Here is a 21426-nt window from a genome sequence, read left to right on the forward strand (position 1 = left end):
AAATTTTCAATGCATGTCTTTGCCTGTTTCCTGTCGATAGGCATTGCGGTTAAGTTAGCTATCGGATGAGGAGACAGATCGCATGGGCGTGCAAAAGGATGAACTGGCAAATGCTATTGCTGCCTGCGTGCGTCGCGACCGCTCCGGGCTGCGCGCCATATTTGATCAGGAAGCGGGCCGCTTGCTGGCAATTGCCCACCGCATCCTTCGGCGCCGCGAGCTTGCAGAAGAGGTCTTACAAGAAGCACTCATTCGGATCTGGACTCATGCCCATCAATATGCCCCGGATCAAGGCTCTGCCAAGGGATGGATTTATGCGATTGTCAGAAATCGAGCATTGAATGCATTGCGCGATGGCAATCGCGAACACACGGTCGAAAATGTAGAAACCTTGGTCGAAGCCGAGCATTCCAATGAGATTCTGAACGCCTGGCATCGCCTCGATCAAAAAAGCCAATTGCGCGATTGTCTTCAATCGCTCGATAAGGACAAGCGGGACGGAATTTTGATGGCCTATGTCGGCGGTTATTCGCATGGTGAAATAGCGGGTCGCCTGCAGATACCTCTGGGGACCGCTAAATCCTGGATACGGCGAGGGTTGAGCGCATTGCGGGCATGCATGGCATGATAAGATCATTCGATAATATTGAAGAACTGGCCGACGAATATGTATTGGGTCTGCTTGACGCTGATGAGACGGCTCAAGTGGAAGATGAAATTGCCAACAACGAAGCCCTGAAAAGAGCGGTTGCGAGCAGCAGGGAACGCTTTCTGCCACTCGATAGTTCAGTCACCCCGATGCACGTGGAGGAACGCGTCTGGCGCGCGGTTCAAAGCCGGCTCTCCGATGATCCCGCCGTATCGACCACATTCGTCAGGAGCGCCAATGATAACAGGAACAGTGTCAATCGGTGGCGAGTTGCTGCGCTTTCCGCCGCAGCAGCTTCGATCCTTCTTGCAATCGGCCTGGGGTGGTCGTTGAACAGAACTGTCGATCCAATTGTAATCGCTGTTTTGCTGGATGATGCCGGAAGCGTGCAGGCAATCGTCGAAGATTTTGGCAATGAAAATGCGCGTGTGCGATTATTAAACCATGTCACAATACCAGCAGGAAAAGCCATTCAGGTCTGGACCCTTCCTTCTCAGGAGATGGGACCGGTGTCGCTGGGCTTACTTGAAGGTGGGCAATCAACGCAGTTAAAGGGACCAGACCTGCCAAAACCGCGCGGTGAACAGCTTTACGAACTTACATTAGAGCCCGCCGGAGGCTCGCCAATCGGACGTCCGACCGGGCCAATTCTCTCGAAAGGCTACGCGAAAATTCCGCTGTAACAGCGATCCAATTGATAACAGCACAATTTTCGCTCATTGCCAGAGATGATTCCATGAGATTATCGCTCTCCAATGACGAAACGGCTGTTACATCCCTTGTTAGGCTTCAGAAGAGATTGAACTTTCGCGTGAACAGCCCGCCCAAAGCGGGGCAAAGGCGTCACAACGATACAGTCGTCGAACCAGGCGAACATCCATACTTCGACTGTTATCAGCATTCCTATCGACCCATCCGCTATTTCTGCCAACAGCTTATAATGACAGCCTTCCGGAACGGCGTTATAAGGTTTTGGCACAAACTTATAACGCCGTTGCGGCACGGGATCCGGCGGCTCACGGTGAGGTCCGTTTCTTCCATACAGCAGAACATTTTAGTTCATTTCTGAAAGTGAGGATACGCGGTCGCGTGCTCCGTGCTATCAGTCGGCGTGGCATTTCTAAGCCAAGCGAAAAAGCCGGAGATATCCTAATTCTGGAAAACTTAATCGACGGTCTTGCCCAAGGTGTCGGCCACGAACGCACCGCGGTTTCCCATAGGCTGCGGCGACCCCGTGGTAGAGTCACAAGCGGTTTGGTGCTCCAGCTCTGCGTTAAGTTCAGCACCGACAATCAATATGATTACTGAGATCCAGACCCACACCATCATGCCGATGAGTGCGCCAAGCGTGCCGTAGGTCGCGTTGTAATTCGCGAAATTTTCAATATAAAATGAGAACAGGATTGATGCGGACATCCAGAGCAGTGTGCTAAGTACCACGCCCCAGTTTAACCACCTGAATTTTGCCTGTGCGCGGCTCGGACCAAAGCGGTAGATTAAGGCGATACCACAGCCGACCAGGACAAGAACGAGAGGCCAGCGCGCGAACCGCGCCAGGAGCTCCTGCCATCGATCCAGCCAAAGATATGACAAAACGGCTGGAAGCACTCCGATGGCCGCGATAAGAACGATGGCGATAATAAGCCCACCGAATGTAAATGTCAGAGATAAGAGGTTCAGGCGTACAAAGCTCCGTTTCTCCTTTTCCCGATATGCAACGTTCATAGCATCGAATATCGCCTTCATGCCACTGTTGGCACTCCAGATCGCTACAACGAGGCCGGCAAAGAACGCAAAACTCAGCGTGGAAGCCTTTTGCAGTGTAAGAGCAGTCAACTGATTGAGTATGAGGTCGAACGATCCAGGTGGAAAGACACTTGCCAGGAAGCCAACGTGTCCCATAATTGTTGAGGGGTCGGCGACGAAGCCGTAAAGAGCAACAAGTGCAGCCAGCGCCGGAAACAGAGATAGTAGAAGGTAGTAGGTCACACCTGCAGCAATCAGTGTAACCCGATCTGCCGTGATAGCTTCAATGACGCGCCAAAAGACGTCGCGAAGGCCCCTAACCGGTATTTCGCCAGGCGATTTGGCATCCCGACCACGATCAGAACTCACACTTTCTGGTAAGACACGCTCCTGGCTATATTTCATCGCTAAGGATCCTGTTTCTGCTGAACCCTTAACGTGCAAAACTGCATGATGTTTCCGTCTGTCGTCGGGAGAACCCTTTTTATTTGAGCATCGATTGGCGGGGAAGTCAGGGGGTGTTGCTGTCGTGGCATGAGCCAACCATGTTGAGTTTTTTACTGGTTTCCTCCGCACTCCCATCCCATCGTTCTCAGCGGCAATCAACAATGCCAGACAATCTTATTCACCTGACATCTCTCGCTTAGCTTCAGCACTGCATAATTGCGTGCATCTTCGAGCTGACCGCGCAACTTTGATGCTTCAAGATTCACACGATTTGGGCTGGAACGGCTGCCCCTTCTTGCGAGAAAACATGTATATCCTTCGTCGACGCCGAGAAAGATAACGTATCTGATCTCCTAAAATCAGTGTCTTCCGCTGTCTTGATCAGATATTTGCCATGAGATCCGGCAATATCCATATAGAGGATCTGGGCTTCGCCCAGATGCTCTACAAGATCCACTGTACCAGAAAAGACAGGCCCCTCAGTTTCGTTGCGGGCAATCCTGGTATTTTCTGGACGAATTCCAACGCTAACTCGATCCTTTTTTGCGAACGTTCCCTCACCCGCTTCAAGAGCCAGTTTCGTCCCGCAGTCAAGATGGCAGCTGTAATGGCGTCCCGAGGCCTCCGATATGGTGCCCGCGAGTATGTTCATGGCCGGGGAACCAATAAACTGGGCAACGAAAAGATTGGCTGGCTTTTTGTAAAGCTCCACTGGCGTGCCAATCTGCTCGATATTGCCGTCTTTGAACACAACGATCCGATCCGCCAACGTCATGGCTTCCACCTGATCATGGGTCACATAGATCATTGTGACATCGGGCATGCTTTGCTTGAGTTTTGCAAGCTCGATGCGTGTGGCCACACGCAGAGCTGCATCAAGATTGGACAAAGGCTCATCAAACAAAAACACGCGCGGGTTTCTGACAATCGCCCGTCCAATCGCAACACGTTGCCTCTGCCCACCTGAAAGCGCCTTCGGCAAGCGTTGCAGATAGCCGCTCAGCTGAAGAATCTCGCCGGCTTTCTTGACCCGTTTGTCTATCTCAGCCTTTGCCATACCGGCGATACGCAGACCGAAAGCCATATTCTCATAAACAGTCATATGCGGATAAAGCGCATAGGACTGGAACACCATTGAGATACCCCGTTTCGACGGAGCAACATTGTTCATCCGCTCACCGGCGATGACGAGATCACCTGACGTTATTGTCTCAAGACCAGCAATTGAGCGCAACAGCGTGGACTTTCCACAACCCGACGGCCCGACGAAAACAACGAACTCACCCGATGAGATATCAAGGTCAATTCCATGGAGTACTTCCAGATTGGAATAGGATTTACGTATATTCTTCAGTGACAGGTCGGCCATTGTTCCCGTTCCTTGTAGTTTTGTTCCGCGTGGGTTGGTTGGCTCACGGAGCCAGACTTGCCAGAAGCCGCGTTATCGGGCCTGGGACACGGTTGAGGATTTCGGTATCGTTCTTTCTTCGAATAGCTGCACGGACAATTTTGGCGCCCAGATAACGCACCGGTTCGGGAGGAAGCTTGGTGCGATTTTTGATGCCTACCAAACCACAACCGCTCCATTTATCCACGCGCCCCAGGATCAGGCTTGCCAGAATCCGACCTGCGACAGGCGTCTGGGCAATACCGGTCCCATTAAACCCCAACGCATAGAAAACATTCGGATGACTTCTGAGATGATCAAACACCGGCAGATGCTGCGCGGTGCAGTCAATCGGACCGCTCCAGTCATGAAGGACAGGCACATCCTTTAGCTGAGGATATACCCGGTGAAGTTCACGTATGTTGTCTGCACCACCGTCGCCGCCGCGATTAAACCGCGCGTCGATCCGATCATTAAAGGAAATTCCACCCGTTCCCCGTCCAAATACAACCTGATCGGAGGTCGTGCGCTGATAATAGAGCACGTGATGCTGCGCATCACAGATCGACGCACCATCGGTCCATCCGATGCGCTCCAGTATGTTTGCAGCAGGCGCTGTTACGATAAGTTGGCTGCTGACCACATACAGATAGGGATGAAGTTCAGGTATCGCGGAAGCCCAAGCATTGACCGTTAAAGCAACCTTGTTGGCCGTCAATGTTCCGTCCGGTGTTTTAAGTTCAGGCCTTTCACCTAAAACCATCTCCAAAACAGGGCTTCTTTCATGAATGACAATCCCCTTTGCCATCGCAAGCTTGCGAAGGCCAAGGGCAAGCTTTGCGGGTTGAACCGTCCCTGCCCGCTCTTCGACAATGCCGACATAGGATGCGCTGGAGCCAGTGCGCCTTTCAATGTCATGCGCATTGAGTGTTTTAAACGGGTTGAACGCGGATTTTCGGCAAATCTCCAGGGCCTTGTCCCATGCCCGTTCCTGTGCGAGCGAACTTGCGGTCCAAAGCCAGCCATCAAGGCGCAGATCCATGTCGATGATGCCGCTATCTTGCAGCACCTTCAGCTCCTCAATCGCATCGCAGGTTGCGTGACAAAGCATCCTTGCATCTTCGTCGCCGACAAGATCGCGCAACATATCGATTTCAGCAAACCAGCTGTGGACTTGCCCGCCATTGCGTCCGGATGCGCCAGAACCGCAAAAATCCGCTTCCAGGATTGTGATGCGCGCCTTTGGATCTTGCTCTCGTAGCCGCAGCGCTGTCCAAAGCCCGGCATATCCCCCGCCAACGATTGCGATATCGCATTGGTGCTGGCCCGATAAAGGCGCTGTGACGGGATCGGCACCAATACTTTGCAGCCAGAAAGAGCGATCCCTCGTCGCCGCAACAACAGGTGCTCTCATTGTGATCGAGTTCATGGTCAGTCCCTCTGCGCTGTGGCAATCACATCCTGGTATTTATCGAGCAACCATTGCGGGATCGCCTGCAAGGGTTGGGGAAAGCCGCCTGGGTGCGTGCAGGTTTCAGACGCTCTGACAGCAGCCTTTTGAAGGGCTTGTTCTTCAGAACACTGCTCGAAGAAAAGTGCCACCAGAAATGAAGCGATAAAGCTATCACCAGCTCCACAGGTATCGACCACCTGCACGGGTACCGAGCCTGCAGAAAATGACTGACGTCCATTGTCATAGAATGAACCGCGTTTGCCGCAGGTAATAACGACTTGTTGGGCTCCGGCCTGCTTGAATTTTGCAATCAATGGCTCAACCGGTTCCTGGGGATCATCGGGACCTGATGCAAAGACCAGAGGGACGCCTTCCAGTGCCAGGTCAAAATGCCGGGTCGAGACATCCACACTGAACCTGGCACCGTCCACAACGAGCCTACGGACCAGCTTTTCACTGGAATTGGTACCAAGATGGGCCCAATCGCAGGAAAGCAATGATTGATAACGCTGTTGGTCTGGAATGTAGTTTTCGCCAACACCCAGAGATTCAAACAGGAACTGCCGTTCGCCGTTCTTATCGGTCAAAAGCGTGACAGCAGAATTGCCCTCAATAGTTTCAATATCGCTTGGCAGAAGTCCGGCTTTTTCGATCACATTAAGCATGATCTCCGCTTCCATGTCGGGGGCCATCGCGCCCATATAACGAGCACCGACCCCAAGTCTTTTCCACTGCACAGCGACATTAAGGGCATTTCCACCGACCGTGACCACTCCCTTGTCCAGATAGGCGTCAAGGCAATTGTCACCGACAGCGACAAGATTGATATTTGGCTTCTTCATCATCATTCCGCACTATCAAAATGAGGGGAAATCGCGTCAAGGCATTGCCGCCAGACCGCCGCCGGGTCCAGTGCATATGAACCGTTTCCAAAAGGCTCGAAGGTCAAGGTGCCCTGAAATGAATGCTGTGTGATTTCGGCAAGGTAAGCGTCGAGTGGTAGATTTCCATCTCCCCATGCCAAATGCCCCGCTGGGGTCCCATCGACGACATGAACATGGGCAAGACGTTTGCCAAATCGCGAAAAATACCCACCAACCGTATCTCCAGCCGTTGCCATGGCGACCAAGTCGAGTACCAGATCGACATGATCCGCATTCAGTTCCTTCCAGAGCCGTTCAAGATCGGCGACATCATTGACGATGTTGCTTTCGGTACGCTGCAAGGGTTCAAGCAGACATCGAAGCCCCAGTTTGGCCGCATGTGCGGTAATTTTATCCAAGGATTGCAGGGCGTGGTTCCATGCGCGTTCGCGGCACTCGCATTCATAACCCCGTCCAGGTGTCAAGAAGAGGTATTTGGCACCCAGTTCGGCGCATAAATCGGCTGCTCGCAGGAAACATTCAACACTCTTTCCACGATAAGCGTCGTTGCTTGAGGCGATATTGACTGGGTAAAGAACCTGTTCCGGGGTGAAGCAATGCACGCTGATCCCGTTATCCTCCAGAACCGACCGGATCTCCGAAAGCCGAGCGCGGTCAGAATGAAACAGATCAAGATGAGGGGCTATTCCCCATAGTTCCATGCGTTGAAAGCCCATGAGCCGAAGCTGCTTGACACCCCATTGAAACGGATAGTGCTGAAACGAAAAATTGGCACCAATCAACTGTTCACGTTGTAACATTTTCCACCACCCTATTTGCCGATTCCTTCCGCGAGCCCACGAATGAAGAAGCGCTGGGCCGCGAAGAAGACGATCAGGATCGGAAGTGCCGAAAGGGTCATTGCTGCAAAGACAATGGCATAATTGGTTCCATGTTTTGCCATGATTGAAGTGAGGCCAACGGGCAATGTCTGCACATCCGCGCCACTGGTGAAGATCATGGCGAAGAGATATTCATTCCAGGCAAACAGAACATGCAGGATGACACAGGAGACGAGGATCGGTTTGCACAGAGGCAAGGTCACACGCCAGAAGATCTGGCCTTCACTCGCTCCGTCCATAACGGCTGCTTCGTCCAGATCGCGCGGAAGACCAAGCATATAGGCGCGAATAAGGAAGGTGGTGAACGGGATGCGGAACGCGGTATAGAGAATGATCAGAGCCCAATAGGTGTTATAGAGACCAAGATTTTGCATGATCCGCACCAGTGGAATGACCGCAACTGTTGGGCTCAACATCAATCCGCCAAGCACCAGACCGACAAAGAACGGCTTGCCAGGCAGTTTGGATCGCGTCAGGCCGAAGGCGGTCCACGCGCTGATCAGAACCGTGCAGACCGCTGAAACCAACGTGACGATGATGCTCGTTGCAATATAATTCCTGATGCCCTGGTTCCAGGCTGAGATGTAATTGTCGAGCGTAAAGCCCGTCGGTAGGGCAAAGGGTTCACCAAATATCTCGGAGTTGGTTTTGAAACCGTTCAGGGCCATCCACAACAGCGGATAGATGACCACGACCCCAAGGCTGATCAGAAAAGTGAACAGGCAGACACGCACAAGCCCCTGCACAAAATTCATGGGTTGCAGCTCGCGCGGCTGATAGGAGGCCTCACTCATAGTTCCACCCTCCGTTTTCTGGTATACCAGAGCTGTCCAAAGCCGGTCAGCAGCGTGATGATAAAAATCACCGATGCGATTGCAGCGCCATAACCAAAGTCATTTTCAATAAAGCCCTGTTGATAGAGCCATGTACCCAGTACCTGGCTGGCGTTGTTAGGGCCGCCACCTGTCATGACCATGACCTCGTTGAAGACCTGAAACGCTCCGGTGATCGTCACAATAACCATAAGACCGGTCATTTCGCGCGTCAGCGGAAATGTTATGTTCCACAGCCGACGCCACATACCGGCGCCGTCCATGGTCGCTGCATCATAAAGCTCACGAGGGATTTTCTGGATCGCTATGGCAAACAAAAGCGTCGAATAGCCAAAACCTTGCCACTGGCTCATGGCGATAATTGCGTAGATCGCAGTCTGCTCTTCCCCCAGCCATGAGCGAGACCAGCTGGCAAGTCCAAGATGGGTAAAAGCGGAATCCAACAGGCCGATATCGGGTTGATAGATAAAGTAGAAAAGCAGCCCCGTTACAGTGATCGAAATTGCTGATGGTATGAAATAAACAGCGCGCCAGAATCTGCGCCATGTCTCATGCTGCAGACCCTCAATGATCGCCGCGAGTACGAATGCACCCAACACCTGAAACACCACCGAAATGACCGCATAAAGCGTATTGTTGAAGATTGCCGTCCAGATGACCGGATCGTCTTGCAGACGCCGATAATTATCCAGACCGACAAAGGCAGTTTCACCGGTGAAGATATCCTGATTTGTCGTACTGACGATAAAATTATCGATGATTGGATAGTAGACAAACCACAGGATCAAAACGAATGCGATCAGAACCCAGCGGAAAGAAAGTAACTTCGCCAGCAAACCGGACTTGTCGTATTGAGACCCGTCCGGCAGGGGGAAGCCGTTTTTGGCAGCCTCCCCTCCATTTTCATGCTTCATGACAGTCATCGGCCATTACCATCCTTATCGGGAAGAGGCTGCAGCCTGCTTTACCTTTTCCATGACCTGTTCCGGTGTCATGGAGCCACCGATCAGGGCTTGCAGACCTGAAAGCCAGACAGATGCAACGCGCGGTGGATTGGCGGTATCAAGCCACGGCATCAGATAGGATGAATCCGCAATAACTTTGAGACCTTCAACGACAGACGGGTTCATGCTTTCAGACGAATATCCGCCAACAGTCGCGCTTGGCTGCCCATAAGGTGGTGCCGACAAAATCTTCCCGTTTTCGGGTGAGGTGATAAACTTCATGAAATCCACAGCCAGCGGAATATTCTTCGAGGCTGAATTGATCATGTAGCCTTCCGGGGCACCTTCGATTGATTTGACATCACCCTTTGCGTCTTTTGATGCGGGCAGTTTGAAGAAGCCAAAATCTTCCTTCTTCAACGCGCCATCCGCAGTGCTTTGATCGAACTCGATAATTTCTTGATAGTACATTGCGGATTTGGCATTGCTGAATTGCTGCAATGCAGAAGCATAGGATGAACCATTGGTGCCTGCGCCGTCCGAACAATCATCGATAATTTTCTTCAATTGTGTCAGGCTTTCAACATAGCCTGCATCCGAATATTCAGCGGTCTTGGGGTTGAAATCTTTTTCAAGTGTCACTTTTGGCACGTTATAGGCAAGCAACTGTCCGGCAAAATGCACAGCAGGCCAGCCTTCCTTGTTGCCGAACGAAATCGGCGTTACCCCAGACTTGCGCAGCGCTGCACACGCACTGATCAACTCATCGAAACTCTTCGGTTCCGCCAGACCGGCTTTGGCAAAAAGCACCTTGTTATAGCCCATGAACTTTGCGTCCAGATAAAGCGGAATTCCGTATAATTTTCCATTATATTGGAATGCATCGACCGCAGCATGGGCAAGCTGTTTGCCCCATGGCGTGTCGGGACCAATAATCTTTGTCAGATCAACAGCGCGATTGCCTCGCACAAAATTTTCGCCCCAGCTCCCAGTCCAGGTGAAATAGATATCCGGCAGGGAGTTAGAGGCAACCAGGGCCTTGGTCTTCCCCTTCACGCTATCGTCGCTTTCCTGAATAAGCTCGACTTTAACGCCGGGATGAAGCTTCTCATATTCCTTGGCCGCATTGACAAAATAGGGCGAAAGCTGCTGGAGGCCGAACTTCGTCAGAATGCTCAACGTACCAGAATATTCGACGGTAGCATCAGGTTCAGCTACAATGGCGTCGCCCGCCGCCGCTGCATTCATAGGGCCAGACAACCACCCACACATCATCAGTGAAACAAGGCTTGTTGTGCTCAAAAACATTCTGCATTTCATTTCGAAGTTCCTCTCTTTTTGCTCTTGTTCTTTGTTTCGTCAGAATGCGGAAGCCCGATCCGGCAGAGCCGGACCGGGGAAAGCTGTTAGTACTCGACGCGCTTGTAGTACCGCCTTGTGGTCAGGGGGTGGTCGCGCAAAACTTCCAGATGCGCACTCAAACGCTCCAGCATGGTCGCCAAGATGATTGGAGAGATCAGGCTGCGTGTCCTTTCGGAGATGCCGGGGAGACTGGCCGAAGCGGCATCCAGAATATGAACCTTATCTGTGTAGCGCTTTGCGAAGTGTTCAACCCGCTCCGTCAATGGACGGCATGCATCCTCTCCCTTGAAGATGAACAGGCTGACCCCTGGCTCAACCAGTTCCAGCGTACCGTGGAAGAAATCGGATGCATGAACCGGGCGGGTACGGATCCATTGCATTTCTTCAAGAATGCACATGCCGTAATAGTGAGCCTCGGGCCAAGCGGTGCCGGCGCCGGTAAAAATGTGATATTTCTCGTCCTTGATCTGCTGCGCGAGTGCTGCTGCGCCTTTTTCAAAGTTCTCCTTAACCGAAACCAGAAGTTCCGGGAGTTGCTTCAACTCGGAGACAATTTCGTCGAAGTCTGGAAACTCGCCGCGTTCAGCCAGCAATGCAAGCACGATCAACAGGGTCTGCAGGTAAAAGGATTCCGAGGATGTGTCGTCCTCCGCAAAATTGGTGAAGTTGTAGTCGGCATCAAGGCCAAGCGGCGTATCTTTGTGTCCGGTAAGCGATAGCGTTTTGACACCCTTGTTCTTCAGGAATGACAGAAGCTGCACACTTTCCTTGGTCGTCCCGGAGAGGGACGGAAGGATCACAAGTGCCTTGTCGTCCAGCCCAGCGGGCGATTCCAAAACAACCTGAGCAGAAAATGCCGCCTGAACCGGAAAGACAGTTGCGTTGCGGGCGATCTCGATTGCCGGCTGGGTCAGAAACTGTACGCCGCCCGTCCCCATGAAGAAAATGCGCTCCAGGCCGTCGTCAAGCAGCCTGCGCATCAGAGCGCGTACATCTTCTGCAATCGCGACCGCGCCGCCCTGAATTTTCACAAAGCGGTCTTTATCGAAGTTGAGCATTACTACCTTCCCGTTTGCGCCGTTGAAACCGCGAGAAAAGCCCGAACCGGTTTTGCGCCTGAAACTCGTTGCGACAATGTGAGATCGATCTCACAACTATTTAGCGCACAGGAATTTTCTGATGGCAAGTAGGCTTTAGGATTTTTTTTTGCAGGCAAAACTGCACGTCTCGTCGCTTCAACGACCGCGAACAGAACCTCGGACTATCAGCTTGGTTTCAAAGCTGATTTTCTCTGGGGGGCGTTTCTTTCCTGCTATTTTCTCAAGCAAAAGTCGGCCCGCAGCGCGGCCTATTTCCGACACTGGTTGAGCAACGACAGTGATCTGTGGATCGGTAAAAGTTGCCAGATTGAAATCATCAAAACCGATCAGGGACACATCGTGGGGAATCGATATTCCCATCGAGCGGAATGCTAACAGCGCCCCCTGCGTCATCAAGCTATCGACAGTAAAAAGAGCCGTTGGCGGCCTTTTTTGACTGAAAAGGCGGATGGTTGCATCCACAGCATGCTCAACCGTCGACTGCGCGACACAGATCAATTTTTCATTGGGTTCGATATCATGGGCGAGCAACGCAGTCCTGTAACCATTCAAACGCTCGCGTGAGGTAAATATGCGCGCATCGTCCTGCAAAAGCGCAATGTCTCGATGCCCCATTTCGATCAGATATTCGATGGCCTTGCGCGCACCACCTTCATTGTCGACAACAACACTGTCGCACTCAATTCCCTGCGCTGCGCGGTCAATCAAAACCAGCGGTACATGTTCATCGATCAGACGTTGCAGATGCGAACTGTCTTCGGCTGATGTCGGCGCTATGATGAAGCCGCGAATGCTTAAAGACTGCAAACTGGCGAGCAGTGATTTCTCCTGATCCAGCTGTTCTTCACTGCTCGCAATGATGAGATTATGTCCTTCTTCTCGCGCCAGCACTTCGACATCATGGGCAATCTTTGCAAAGAACGGATTTTGTATATCGCCAAGAACGCAGCCAATAATTGGCAACTGCCCGTTGCGCAGAGCCTGAGCAAGTCGGTTGCCTCGATATCCAAGTTTCTCCGCAGCAGCGTGAACTTTCTGCGCGGTTTCATCACCAACATAGCCGTAACTGTTGAGTGCACGGGCAGCAGTGGCACGCGACACATTCGCTAGTGCCGCCACATCTTTAAGGGTCGCCGATTTCAGAGCCATATCATATTCACAACTGATGAACCTTGACAGTTGTTAGCATCGGAGATCGTGCAATAGTAGTAGGGTTTATCAATTGGTTCCCGGAATGAGCGATCGAGAACGCATTTGGCCTGATCGATTGAGACGACAAAGCGCTGGATCGCTGCAATCTGTCGCTACGCATCTGATCATTTTGGATCAGATCGCGCCCACGGTCACGTGCGTCCGAGCAGCGCCCCGTTCTGGCCTGAGCCCCAATTCGTCCCTCATGGAAGGAGCGAGCGATAGGTTCGTCGGCACAACTCTCCCTTCGCTTCAACTTACGATTACAGATTTGCACAGAGTGGCTCAGTCTGTCAGTGTTTTACGCTCCAGTGGCAGGGGGCGACGCCATCCCAAAAGGCAGCTCAGAGGGTCATTCCCTCGTCAATCACGGCGGACAGCCCCTTCGGAGATCGATTTCGCAGTCGTAATCGTCTCAATCCAAGCACCGTGTGGGTCGGTCCATGCCGTCGGTTGATTATTCACCGACAGCAAGAAGGCACCTGGCGAGGGGGCGTCAGCTGAGGAAAAGCCAAAATGCGGCATAACGCCCGGTGCCTCATTGCAGATCCATATATCTGATAGCGCGGAAACCTGGTCGGCAAATCCCATCCGGTCGCCGTTGTTTGAAACGTAGGCGAGAACGGCGGTATGGAAGACTACCAGCGTGGCATCCTGCGGAGCTTGAAGGCAAAGGGCTGCGAATTCAGGTCCCAGCAGATCACCCTTTACGATCGTCGGCCGCTCCGCTGCCACAATACCGAGTGCCAGACGAAGCCGGTGACGGCGCTCTACCTGTTCGGGCCAAATAAGTGTTTCGAGCCAAGCAGCCTCGTCTTTATCGCCAGCGTCAAGCGGATTCAGATCGAGCCCGGCCCGCCAAACGATCTGCGGCAGCGTTTCAGGAAGTTGAATATTTGCGGCAGCCTTGCATGGGAACACGGGATACGAATTGTCTTCCCCCCAGGGCCGAAGGCTCCGTGAGGGATATTCATATCCGTAGCGATCCGGAAAGAGGCAAAGTCCAGCAGACGCGCCAACCTCCAAAAGCGCCAGAGGCTGCGGTAGCTTCGCTAAAACCGGCAGAAGCAAAGCGCAGCGTCCCGGTTCGTTGGTCTGCGTCGAGCGCCTGAGAATGATCGAGCGAACCGCATCAAAGCGCTTGAGCAAAACGCGCTTGAACTCGCTGTAATTCGACGGAACACCGAAGAGGTGTCGATAAACGGCAAGAAGTAGGTTGGGCTGCTGCTTTGGTTGAGGCAAGGCCGAGATCAGGCCAAGGACCTCTGCGTCTTCCGATATGCTCATGGCGAGGTGCTCGTATAGCGGAGAACGCCCGCAAGCCTCACGAACTGCAAAGCGATGGTAGCGGGAGGCTAATTCATTCCGTTCCGCGTCAACAGTCACACTAAACGCCTTCCTGCCACTGATTGCCAAGGGCCAGCCTACACCACCCGATTATAAAATCTGAATCGCCCTCTATCCACCCTTTAACCGGCGGTGCCAAATGACGGCGCTTTCAGTCATACTGAACGCAACTGCCTGGAATCATTGCCAGGCTAGAAAACAAGACCTGGACTGAACAGGCTCAAGTCCTTCGCGTTTTACATGCGCCGATCGTTTCATGTTCACCTTCCCCGCTCTTTTGCGCGTAATGAGATGAAATAGATACCACCGATGCTCACCGTCATGACGCCAACGCGAAACTGTGTTGAAAGGGCATGCTGGACTGTGTAATCAGCGGCTGCGAGCAGGCTACTCGCGATGAGGGCTAAAGCAATCAATGCTCATCTGCCCAACGCTTTAAACGGCGTTCCTTGTCATCGACCATCAGCCTTCGCAATCTGAAGGAAATGATTGCGGACTTGGCGTTGACCTTGATCATTCAGTCCATTGTTGGGCCATCTGCTTTAGTCCAAAACTGCTTGAAAGTTTCCCTTGGAGGAAACAGGGCAGCCCGCTCGAAGCCTTCATCAAACAACTTCACGATGCCGTGTTCGGCGTCAGCCAATCAACGATCTCGCGATACGATTCCGGCCTGATCAGCCAGCTCGGCAGAGCAAAGAATCCTAGGTTCTGGAAAATCCAGCCGAACGCAGGGCTAAACTTAGAATTTACTTGGCTGAATGCCGCGAGCGCAGGCGTAAGAGGAAAAAAGCAGAAGCCGCGGCTTCACAAGCGGGCTCCCACAGCGAGGGCGGATACCAATCCGCCAGCGCCCGAACGTAACCGCGGCGACACCGTCATTGCGACAGATAGTTTTTGAGGAAACTGCGTGTGCGCTCCTGCTGCGGATTGCGCAACAATGCACTGGGAGCCCCTTCTTCAACCACCACTCCACCATCCATGAACAGGATCCGATCGGCCACCTCGCCTGCAAACCGCATCTCGTGGGTGACGATCAACATGGTCATATGTTCCGCCGCCAGCTGTTTCATCACCAGATTGACCTCATCGACCAGTTCCGGATCAAGCGCCGATGTCGCTTCATCGAACAACATCACCTTGGGCTGCATCGCAAGCGCTCTGGCAATCGCCACACGCTGCTTCTGGCCGCCGGAAAGACGCGACGGATAGACATCCGCCTTGCTTGCGAGGCCGACTTTCTCCAACAATTCCAGTGCCAGCGCACGCGCCTCCGCCTTGCGCATGTTTTTCAGCCTGATCGGACCGAGCGTAATATTGTCCATCACAGTGAGATGCGGAAACAGGTTGAAGTGCTGAAACACCATTCCCATCTGCTGGCGCACCGCATTGATGTGCTTTTCAAAAGCCTGCCCCTTGAGGGGCTGGTTGACCTGCGTACCGTCGAGCCAGACCTCCCCGCCATTCAGCGTCTCAAGGTGATTGATCGATCGCAACAAGGTGCTTTTGCCGGAGCCACTCGGACCGATGATCGCAATAATCTGGCCACGCGTCACCGACAGATCGATCCCTTTGAGGACTTCAAGCGCGCCATAGGCTTTGCGCGCAGCCTTGACTTCAACCATTGCTAAGGATGCGCTCATCGCGTCACCTCCACTTTTCTTTCAATACGTCGCAGCATCGCCTCCATGACAAGATTGGCGATGTAATAAAGCACAGCCGCAGTCAGATAGAATTCGAACGGACTGTATGTCTCGCTGATCGCGATCTGCGCACTATGTACCAGTTCGGCAATGCCGATAATGGAAACGAGAGAAGTATCCTTGAGCAGCACGATCATGTTGTTGCCAATGGGGGGGATCGTGTTGCGGATGGCCTGCGGGATGATCACATAGCGTAACGCCTGACCCCGACTAAGCCCAATGGAGCGCGCGCCTTCGGTCTGTCCCGGGTCGACCGACACAATTCCGGCACGCAGAACATCAGCATTATAGACGGCGAAATGCAGGCTCAGTCCGATGATGCCTGCAAACAACGCAGGAATATCAATGCCGATCTGCACAAGACCATAATAGATCAGATAAAGCTGCAACAGCAGTGGCGTTCCCATGAACAACCACATGAAGAAGCGGACCGGAATTGCGAGCAGTGCGGGCGCATAAAGAACAATCAGCGCAAACAGGATGCCAAAGACAAAACTAAGAACACTGGAGGCAATCGCGAGAACCAGGGTCCAGCCAAGTCCGGTGAGAAGGATATCGGCATAGGGGGCGACAATACTGAAATCAAGTGCTGGCATTAAGTTGCCTCTCAACGCGGCGCGAAGCGCTTGTCGAGCAGATCAACGATCGTGACGACAACATAAACAATGATCATGTAGAGAACCGCCGCAACCGCGAATATCTCCAATGGCTTATAGGTGGAACTGATGAAGCGTTGCGCGGTATAGGTGAGTTCGACCACCGAAATCGTGGACACCAGTGCCGATCCTTTAACCAAAGCCACTGCATTGACGCCGAGGGGACGGATCATCAGTCGAGCCGCCTGTGGCAGAATGATCAGCCTGAGCGTCCGGCCGCGGTCAAAACCAATCGATCGGGCCGCTTCTGCTTGCCCCCTGTCAACGCCGGCAATGGCACCACGAATGGATTCCGCCATGTAAGCGCCGATATTCAGTCCAAGCCCAATCACGCCGGCGGCATAGGGTTCAAGCTCCAGCCCGATCTGCGGGCCGCCAAAATACAGCACAAACAACTGCACCAGACAGGGCGTGCCGCGAAATACGCTGATATAGGCCCCTGATAACAGGCGCAGCAGCGCGCTGTTTGACAGGCGCGCCAGAACAAGAACGGTGGCGATGGCAAAGCCCAGCGCAAGCGCAAGGACAGAAATCTGCACGGTGACCCACGCAGCCTCCAGAAAGAACGGGAGGACCCGCTGCATCAAAGCAAGATCCATAAGCATACTCCGAAACGTCAAGGGAACCGGCCCGAACTGCTTCGGGCCGGACTGTAATCCAATCAGCGAATGTCGCTGCCGATCCATTCCATTGAAATTTTTTCGTAGCCGCCATCAGCCAGCATGGCCTCCAGGGTCTTTTGCATTTCCGCTTTGAGTTCGGGATTGTTCTTGCGGATTGCGATACCGAGCGCCACCCGCCCCCCTTCGATGTCAGGCGTATCAAGAATACGGACTTTCTGCCCGGTCTCCTTCACCGCAATCATCACCGGAATGCTGTCCATGACCAGGGCATCCAGCCGACCTGCATCCAGATCAATGAGCATTTCAGGGAGGCCCTTATAGGTCCGCACGCTCAAATCCCCTTGCGCCTTGGCCCATTTTTCATGGGCGTCACCCATGGTTACGCCAACAGTCTTGCCATTGAGATCCTCCAGTTTCTGAATGGAGGAACTCTCCTTGACAACGATCGTGCGTCCGGCATGATAGTAGGGTCCCACAAAATCCACGGCCTTCTCGCGTTCCGGTGTGATGGTCATGGAAGCTACGACCGCATCATATTTTTTGGCCAGCAGCCCGGCGATGATCCCGTCGAAAGGAGTGGTGACGATGTTGGCCTTCAGCCCCATCCGCTTGGCGATTTCCGAGCCGATCGATGCATCAAAACCGACCACCTCATTCTTTTCATTGGTGAAGCTGAATGGCGGATACTGGCCGCTCATTGCAATCCGCATTTCACCGGCGGCCTTGAGCTTTTCCAGCTCGTCCGCCTGGGCGGGGGCACTCGAAAATCCGACCGCGATTGCTAAGGCGGCGACAGCAAACAGGCTATTGAACTTGGAACGCATGATTTTGAGTTTCCTCTGGATTTGTCTTTTTGTTTTGGGGTTATGGTTTGTCATTAACCTTCGAGAATGAGCTTGGCACAGGCTCCGTTTGCAAGCATCCTGCAATATGTCTGCGGGCCCGACACATTGCCGGAATCTACCGGCATATTGTCGGCGCTCCGCAGAGCCGCAAATTCGCACCGCCCTGGGGGCGGAGGCGGTTCACGCAAAGCTGTGAGCGTCGCTTCAAACACAAAAAAGCCCTCACCGCTCCGGAACAAGCCAGGCGGTGAGGGCCTTTGGTCAGACAACCCTTGCTGCGTCTATTTCAGCGCAGATACAAAACTGTCATTTAGCACATCAAGCAGATGGTCAGCATTCTGGCGGCTGAACACCATCGACGGCCGCATTTTCAGCACGTTGTCATGAGGGCCTTCAGTGCCCATCAGAATACCGCGCTGGCGTGCTCCATCATTGATGCGCCGCGCTAAATCAGTCGCCGGTGCCTTGGTCTGGCGATCCGTGACCAGTTCAATACCCAGAAACAGACCCTGGCCACGCACATCGCCGATAATTTCGAAACGGTTTTGCATTTCGCGAAAGCCATCGATCAGATAGTTGCCGACTTCCAGTGCATTTTCACGCAACCCATCACGCTCGATGACATTGAGGACGGCAAGACCCGCAGCGCAGGACACCGGATTGCCGCCAAATGTATTGAAATACTCCATACCATTGTTGAAACTATCAGCGATCTCCCGCGTGGTCACCACGGCCGACATTGGATGACCATTGCCGATCGGCTTGCCCATCGTGACAATATCAGGCACGACATCCTGCAGCTCGAATGCCCACCAGTGACTGCCAACGCGACCGAACCCGACCTGCACTTCATCAGCGATGCAAACACCGCCCGCAGCACGCACCATTGCATAGACTTCTTTCAGGTAGCCTTCGGGCAGGAACACCTGACCGGCAACGCTTGGAATGGATTCTGCCATAAAGAAAGAAGGGGCTTTTCCCTGGAGGCGCATGCTATCAATTTTCTCGGCGATATCCTCAGCAAATCTTTTGCCATGCTCCTCGAAAGCCCAATCTTGCGGAGCGCGATAGCTATCAGGAATCCTGCCTTCATACACATGCTCGGGCCGTCCCTTGCCACCCTTGCGCTTATACTTGTAGGGGCTAAGATCAATGAGCTCCTGCGTAGTACCATGATAAGCCCAGTCAAGGACGATGGCTTCATTGCGACCGGTATGATTGCGTGCCATCCGCAAAGCCAGACTATTCGCCTCACTTCCTGAGCACGCGAAGGATGCGACAGTCAGCCCCTCAGGCAATGTGGCAGTCAGCCGCTCTGCATATTCGACAATGTTGTCATGCAGGTAACGGGTATTGGTATTCAGCAAGGCCGCCTGACGGGCAATTGCCTCTACCACCTCTGCATGGGCATGTCCGATGTGGCAGACATTGTTGAAGCAATCGAGATAAGCACGGCCCCGGTCATCGATCAGCCAGGTACCTTCTCCACGCACGAACTTGATCGGCTCGGAATAGGAGATCGAGAGGTTTGGCAACAGTATTTCTTTGCGCTTTTCGATGATTTCAGCGCGGGTTCTGCCATCTTGAGCAAAGGTTTCTGGCGGAATGCCAGCCAGATCCGCAACATCCGGAAATAAATCAGCCCAGACGTCAAGATATGCTGCTTCACCAACGCCCAAAATTTCAGTTGCGGTCAGATTCACATCTGTGGTCATCTCAAAATGCAGATGCGGGGTCCATCCGCCATTCTCATCAATATCACCCATATGGCCAACAAGGTCACCGGGTTGCAGCTTCTGGCCCGGCTTCAGCCTGCCGAGCGCCTCATGCGCCATATGCCCCCAGAGTGTGACAAATGGCGGGCAGTTTTCAGGGTGATGCTCGAGCTTGACGAGACCACCATACCCAAGCGGCTCATGCTCGATTTCAACACTTAAGACCGTTGCCGCCAGTGGCGTGTAGAGCGGTGTTCCTGCTGGCATGAACAAATCAACGCCAAGATGATGAATGCGGCGCTGTCCTTCAATGAACCGGGATTGAAATGCTTTGTCGGTATAGACCGTGCGTTTCTCACCCCAGGAACCTATTCCGAGCTCAATATCATGTTCCGCACAAAAATCGTCCCACCATTGTGTCGCTTCTGTTGCGCGTTGCTCCGCCGAGGCCACCGTCATGAAATGCGAAGCATCACCATAGGGAACAATCGCCTTTTTCAACGTCGCCGGCGCAGGGCGAACGATAGGAGCGAATGTTTTCGCATTACCCGACACCCACTTGCGGATGGCCGCTGCTCCATCGATTGCATCAAAGCCGCATGCCTTGCGCAAAATCGCGGTGGCAAAGCGCGGGTTCATCGCATCCATTTTTTCCAGAAGACGCCATGCCGGTGCTTCGCTGATCGCAAGATATGGATTGTCATCGGTCTTTTCGCGGCGAGATGCAGAGAATGTAACACTTGTGACAAGGCGCATGGCAATCAGATCGAAGAGAAGATCAATTTCTTCGGCCTTGAGCGGATAACGCTCATGAAATCCTTCAGCCAGGGCTGCAGCAGCGCCAATTGGATCTTGCGTATCAAGGGCCGCATAGGCGCAGGCTATTGCGACTTCTGAAATCAACACTGTATGAACAGCATCACCAAAATCGATCAGGCCGGCGATTTTTTCATGATTGTCGTTATCGACAAGAACATTCCAATCATTGGCATCATTATGGATAACCTGCGCACGCAAGCCTGCAAGCTTGGGAGCGACCAAGTTTTCAAAGCGGGTTATGAAGCGCTCAAGCAATGCTTTCTTATCAGCATCGTCAATATAATGCAGACGGTCGCGCGCGCGGCCTGCATGGCGCAAATCCCAATCGAGATCACGCAATGCACCCACATGGATGAAGCCCTGCAGCGCCTGGTCGAGTTCGCCCAGCGAACGCCCCAGATTGCGCATCAGTTCGAACGTTCTGTTGACTTCGGCCAGCGGGGTTCCCGGCAACCAGCCCACAAGACGTAGAGCATGTTTTTCGCCACTTTTGCCGGTTGTCGAGGCCAGCACATTTCCTGAAACACTTGGCTTTAAATGAGGAACGGCGAGACGGGATTGCGCTGCAGAAAGATGATGAAGCAGCGCCGTCTGGAACTCGCTTTCCAGCTTTGGTTCACTGGCATTGACGATTTTCAGTATCCAGTCAGCATCCGTGCCGGTTTTGAGACGAAAATTACAATCACGCTCGCTGTCGAGTTGAGAGGCCGTTGCATCAACGCCAAAAACGTCTTTTGCCAGTTGTTCTGCGTCAATCACTGAAAACTGAGGCGCGGGGTGAGAGAGATCAGTCATAGCCAATATTTTTCCAGGTTACATTTCTTGTCCGCAGCTTGGCATGCAA

At 53.0% G+C, this 21426-nt stretch carries 18 protein-coding genes; 2 read left to right on the forward strand and 16 right to left on the reverse strand.

Features of this window, described 5'->3' with window-relative positions; all coding sequences use genetic code 11:
* Nucleotides 1-82 precede the first annotated feature (82 nt).
* Nucleotides 83-628 (forward strand): sigma-70 family RNA polymerase sigma factor, encoded by a 546-nt coding sequence (locus CEV34_RS16365; protein ID WP_094544033.1) that lies wholly within the window; start codon nucleotides 83-85, stop codon nucleotides 626-628.
* The gene (locus CEV34_RS16370) at nucleotides 616-1332 is read left to right on the forward strand and encodes an anti-sigma factor (protein ID WP_094544034.1); all 717 of its coding nucleotides are present in this window, start codon (nucleotides 616-618) and stop codon (nucleotides 1330-1332) included. The genes CEV34_RS16365 and CEV34_RS16370 overlap by 13 nt, the downstream gene beginning before the upstream one ends.
* Nucleotides 1333-1813: 481 nt before the next feature.
* Here the strand turns inward: CEV34_RS16370 and CEV34_RS16375 are convergent, their stop codons facing one another.
* The 16 genes from CEV34_RS16375 to CEV34_RS16455 form a co-directional block, all read right to left on the reverse strand.
* On the reverse strand, nucleotides 1814-2800 hold the full coding sequence (locus CEV34_RS16375; protein ID WP_094544035.1) for a YihY/virulence factor BrkB family protein: 987 nt from the start codon (nucleotides 2798-2800) through the stop codon (nucleotides 1814-1816).
* A gap of 304 nt (nucleotides 2801-3104) precedes the next feature.
* Nucleotides 3105-4211: an ABC transporter ATP-binding protein gene (locus CEV34_RS16380; protein ID WP_094544036.1), complete on the reverse strand. Its 1107-nt coding sequence runs from the start codon at nucleotides 4209-4211 to the stop codon at nucleotides 3105-3107.
* Nucleotides 4212-4254: 43 nt separating this feature from the next.
* Nucleotides 4255-5658 carry an NAD(P)/FAD-dependent oxidoreductase gene (locus CEV34_RS16385; RefSeq protein ID WP_094544037.1) on the reverse strand — a complete coding sequence of 468 codons (1404 nt, stop codon included), beginning with the start codon at nucleotides 5656-5658 and terminating at the stop codon, nucleotides 4255-4257.
* Nucleotides 5659-5660: 2 nt separating this feature from the next.
* Nucleotides 5661-6524 carry a PfkB family carbohydrate kinase gene (locus CEV34_RS16390; RefSeq protein WP_235819094.1) on the reverse strand — a complete coding sequence of 288 codons (864 nt, stop codon included), beginning with the start codon at nucleotides 6522-6524 and terminating at the stop codon, nucleotides 5661-5663.
* Between the two features lie 2 nt (nucleotides 6525-6526).
* Complete coding sequence (locus CEV34_RS16395; RefSeq protein ID WP_094544039.1) at nucleotides 6527-7366, reverse strand: sugar phosphate isomerase/epimerase family protein; 840 nt, start codon at nucleotides 7364-7366, stop codon at nucleotides 6527-6529.
* 11 nt (nucleotides 7367-7377) lie between these two features.
* Entirely contained in the window at nucleotides 7378-8241 is an 864-nt protein-coding gene (locus CEV34_RS16400; RefSeq protein WP_094544040.1) for a carbohydrate ABC transporter permease, read from the reverse strand.
* On the reverse strand, nucleotides 8238-9203 hold the full coding sequence (locus tag CEV34_RS16405; protein WP_094544041.1) for a carbohydrate ABC transporter permease: 966 nt from the start codon (nucleotides 9201-9203) through the stop codon (nucleotides 8238-8240). The genes CEV34_RS16400 and CEV34_RS16405 overlap by 4 nt, the downstream gene beginning before the upstream one ends.
* Before the next feature lie 15 nt (nucleotides 9204-9218).
* Entirely contained in the window at nucleotides 9219-10532 is a 1314-nt protein-coding gene (locus CEV34_RS16410) for an ABC transporter substrate-binding protein (protein ID WP_235819095.1), read from the reverse strand.
* A 98-nt stretch (nucleotides 10533-10630) separates the two neighbouring features.
* Nucleotides 10631-11644, reverse strand: a complete 1014-nt coding sequence (locus CEV34_RS16415; protein ID WP_094544043.1) for an SIS domain-containing protein — start codon at nucleotides 11642-11644, stop codon at nucleotides 10631-10633.
* A gap of 177 nt (nucleotides 11645-11821) precedes the next feature.
* Complete coding sequence (locus CEV34_RS16420; RefSeq protein ID WP_094544044.1) at nucleotides 11822-12835, reverse strand: LacI family DNA-binding transcriptional regulator; 1014 nt, start codon at nucleotides 12833-12835, stop codon at nucleotides 11822-11824.
* Between the two features lie 405 nt (nucleotides 12836-13240).
* A complete protein-coding gene (locus CEV34_RS16425; protein ID WP_094544045.1) occupies nucleotides 13241-14263 on the reverse strand; it encodes a DUF2332 domain-containing protein in 1023 nt (340 codons plus the stop codon).
* Nucleotides 14264-15099: 836 nt separating this feature from the next.
* A complete protein-coding gene (locus CEV34_RS16430) occupies nucleotides 15100-15864 on the reverse strand; it encodes an amino acid ABC transporter ATP-binding protein (RefSeq protein WP_039861149.1) in 765 nt (254 codons plus the stop codon).
* Entirely contained in the window at nucleotides 15861-16520 is a 660-nt protein-coding gene (locus tag CEV34_RS16435) for an amino acid ABC transporter permease (RefSeq protein WP_007881071.1), read from the reverse strand. The genes CEV34_RS16430 and CEV34_RS16435 overlap by 4 nt, the downstream gene beginning before the upstream one ends.
* 11 nt (nucleotides 16521-16531) lie before the next feature.
* Complete coding sequence (locus CEV34_RS16440; protein WP_007881072.1) at nucleotides 16532-17179, reverse strand: amino acid ABC transporter permease; 648 nt, start codon at nucleotides 17177-17179, stop codon at nucleotides 16532-16534.
* A 62-nt stretch (nucleotides 17180-17241) separates the two neighbouring features.
* Entirely contained in the window at nucleotides 17242-18027 is a 786-nt protein-coding gene (locus CEV34_RS16445) for an ABC transporter substrate-binding protein (RefSeq protein WP_007881073.1), read from the reverse strand.
* 302 nt (nucleotides 18028-18329) lie between these two features.
* Nucleotides 18330-21377, reverse strand: a complete 3048-nt coding sequence (locus CEV34_RS16455) for an aminotransferase class III-fold pyridoxal phosphate-dependent enzyme (protein ID WP_007881074.1) — start codon at nucleotides 21375-21377, stop codon at nucleotides 18330-18332.
* Between the last annotated feature and the right edge of the window lie 49 nt (nucleotides 21378-21426).

It is taken from the genome of Brucella pseudogrignonensis (assembly GCF_002252525.1).
Lineage (GTDB): Bacteria > Pseudomonadota > Alphaproteobacteria > Rhizobiales > Rhizobiaceae > Brucella > Brucella pseudogrignonensis.

Excerpts from the sequence above, each read along its gene's own strand:
- CEV34_RS16430 (WP_039861149.1), bottom strand. The coding sequence starts at position 15,864 with ATGAGCGCATCCTTAGCAATGGTTGAAGTCAAGGCTGCGCGCAAAGCC.
- CEV34_RS16410 (WP_235819095.1), bottom strand. The coding sequence starts at position 10,532 with ATGTTTTTGAGCACAACAAGCCTTGTTTCACTGATGATGTGTGGGTGG.
- CEV34_RS16375 (WP_094544035.1), bottom strand. The coding sequence starts at position 2,800 with ATGAAATATAGCCAGGAGCGTGTCTTACCAGAAAGTGTGAGTTCTGAT.
- CEV34_RS16435 (WP_007881071.1), bottom strand. The coding sequence starts at position 16,520 with ATGCCAGCACTTGATTTCAGTATTGTCGCCCCCTATGCCGATATCCTT.
- CEV34_RS16440 (WP_007881072.1), bottom strand. The coding sequence starts at position 17,179 with ATGGATCTTGCTTTGATGCAGCGGGTCCTCCCGTTCTTTCTGGAGGCT.
- CEV34_RS16370 (WP_094544034.1), top strand. The coding sequence starts at position 616 with ATGCATGGCATGATAAGATCATTCGATAATATTGAAGAACTGGCCGAC.
- CEV34_RS16395 (WP_094544039.1), bottom strand. The coding sequence starts at position 7,366 with ATGTTACAACGTGAACAGTTGATTGGTGCCAATTTTTCGTTTCAGCAC.
- CEV34_RS16380 (WP_094544036.1), bottom strand. The coding sequence starts at position 4,211 with ATGGCCGACCTGTCACTGAAGAATATACGTAAATCCTATTCCAATCTG.
- CEV34_RS16400 (WP_094544040.1), bottom strand. The coding sequence starts at position 8,241 with ATGAGTGAGGCCTCCTATCAGCCGCGCGAGCTGCAACCCATGAATTTT.
- CEV34_RS16385 (WP_094544037.1), bottom strand. The coding sequence starts at position 5,658 with ATGAACTCGATCACAATGAGAGCACCTGTTGTTGCGGCGACGAGGGAT.
- CEV34_RS16405 (WP_094544041.1), bottom strand. The coding sequence starts at position 9,203 with ATGACTGTCATGAAGCATGAAAATGGAGGGGAGGCTGCCAAAAACGGC.
- CEV34_RS16445 (WP_007881073.1), bottom strand. The coding sequence starts at position 18,027 with ATGCGTTCCAAGTTCAATAGCCTGTTTGCTGTCGCCGCCTTAGCAATC.
- CEV34_RS16455 (WP_007881074.1), bottom strand. The coding sequence starts at position 21,377 with ATGACTGATCTCTCTCACCCCGCGCCTCAGTTTTCAGTGATTGACGCA.
- CEV34_RS16365 (WP_094544033.1), top strand. The coding sequence starts at position 83 with ATGGGCGTGCAAAAGGATGAACTGGCAAATGCTATTGCTGCCTGCGTG.
- CEV34_RS16390 (WP_235819094.1), bottom strand. The coding sequence starts at position 6,524 with ATGAAGAAGCCAAATATCAATCTTGTCGCTGTCGGTGACAATTGCCTT.
- CEV34_RS16415 (WP_094544043.1), bottom strand. The coding sequence starts at position 11,644 with ATGCTCAACTTCGATAAAGACCGCTTTGTGAAAATTCAGGGCGGCGCG.
- CEV34_RS16420 (WP_094544044.1), bottom strand. The coding sequence starts at position 12,835 with ATGGCTCTGAAATCGGCGACCCTTAAAGATGTGGCGGCACTAGCGAAT.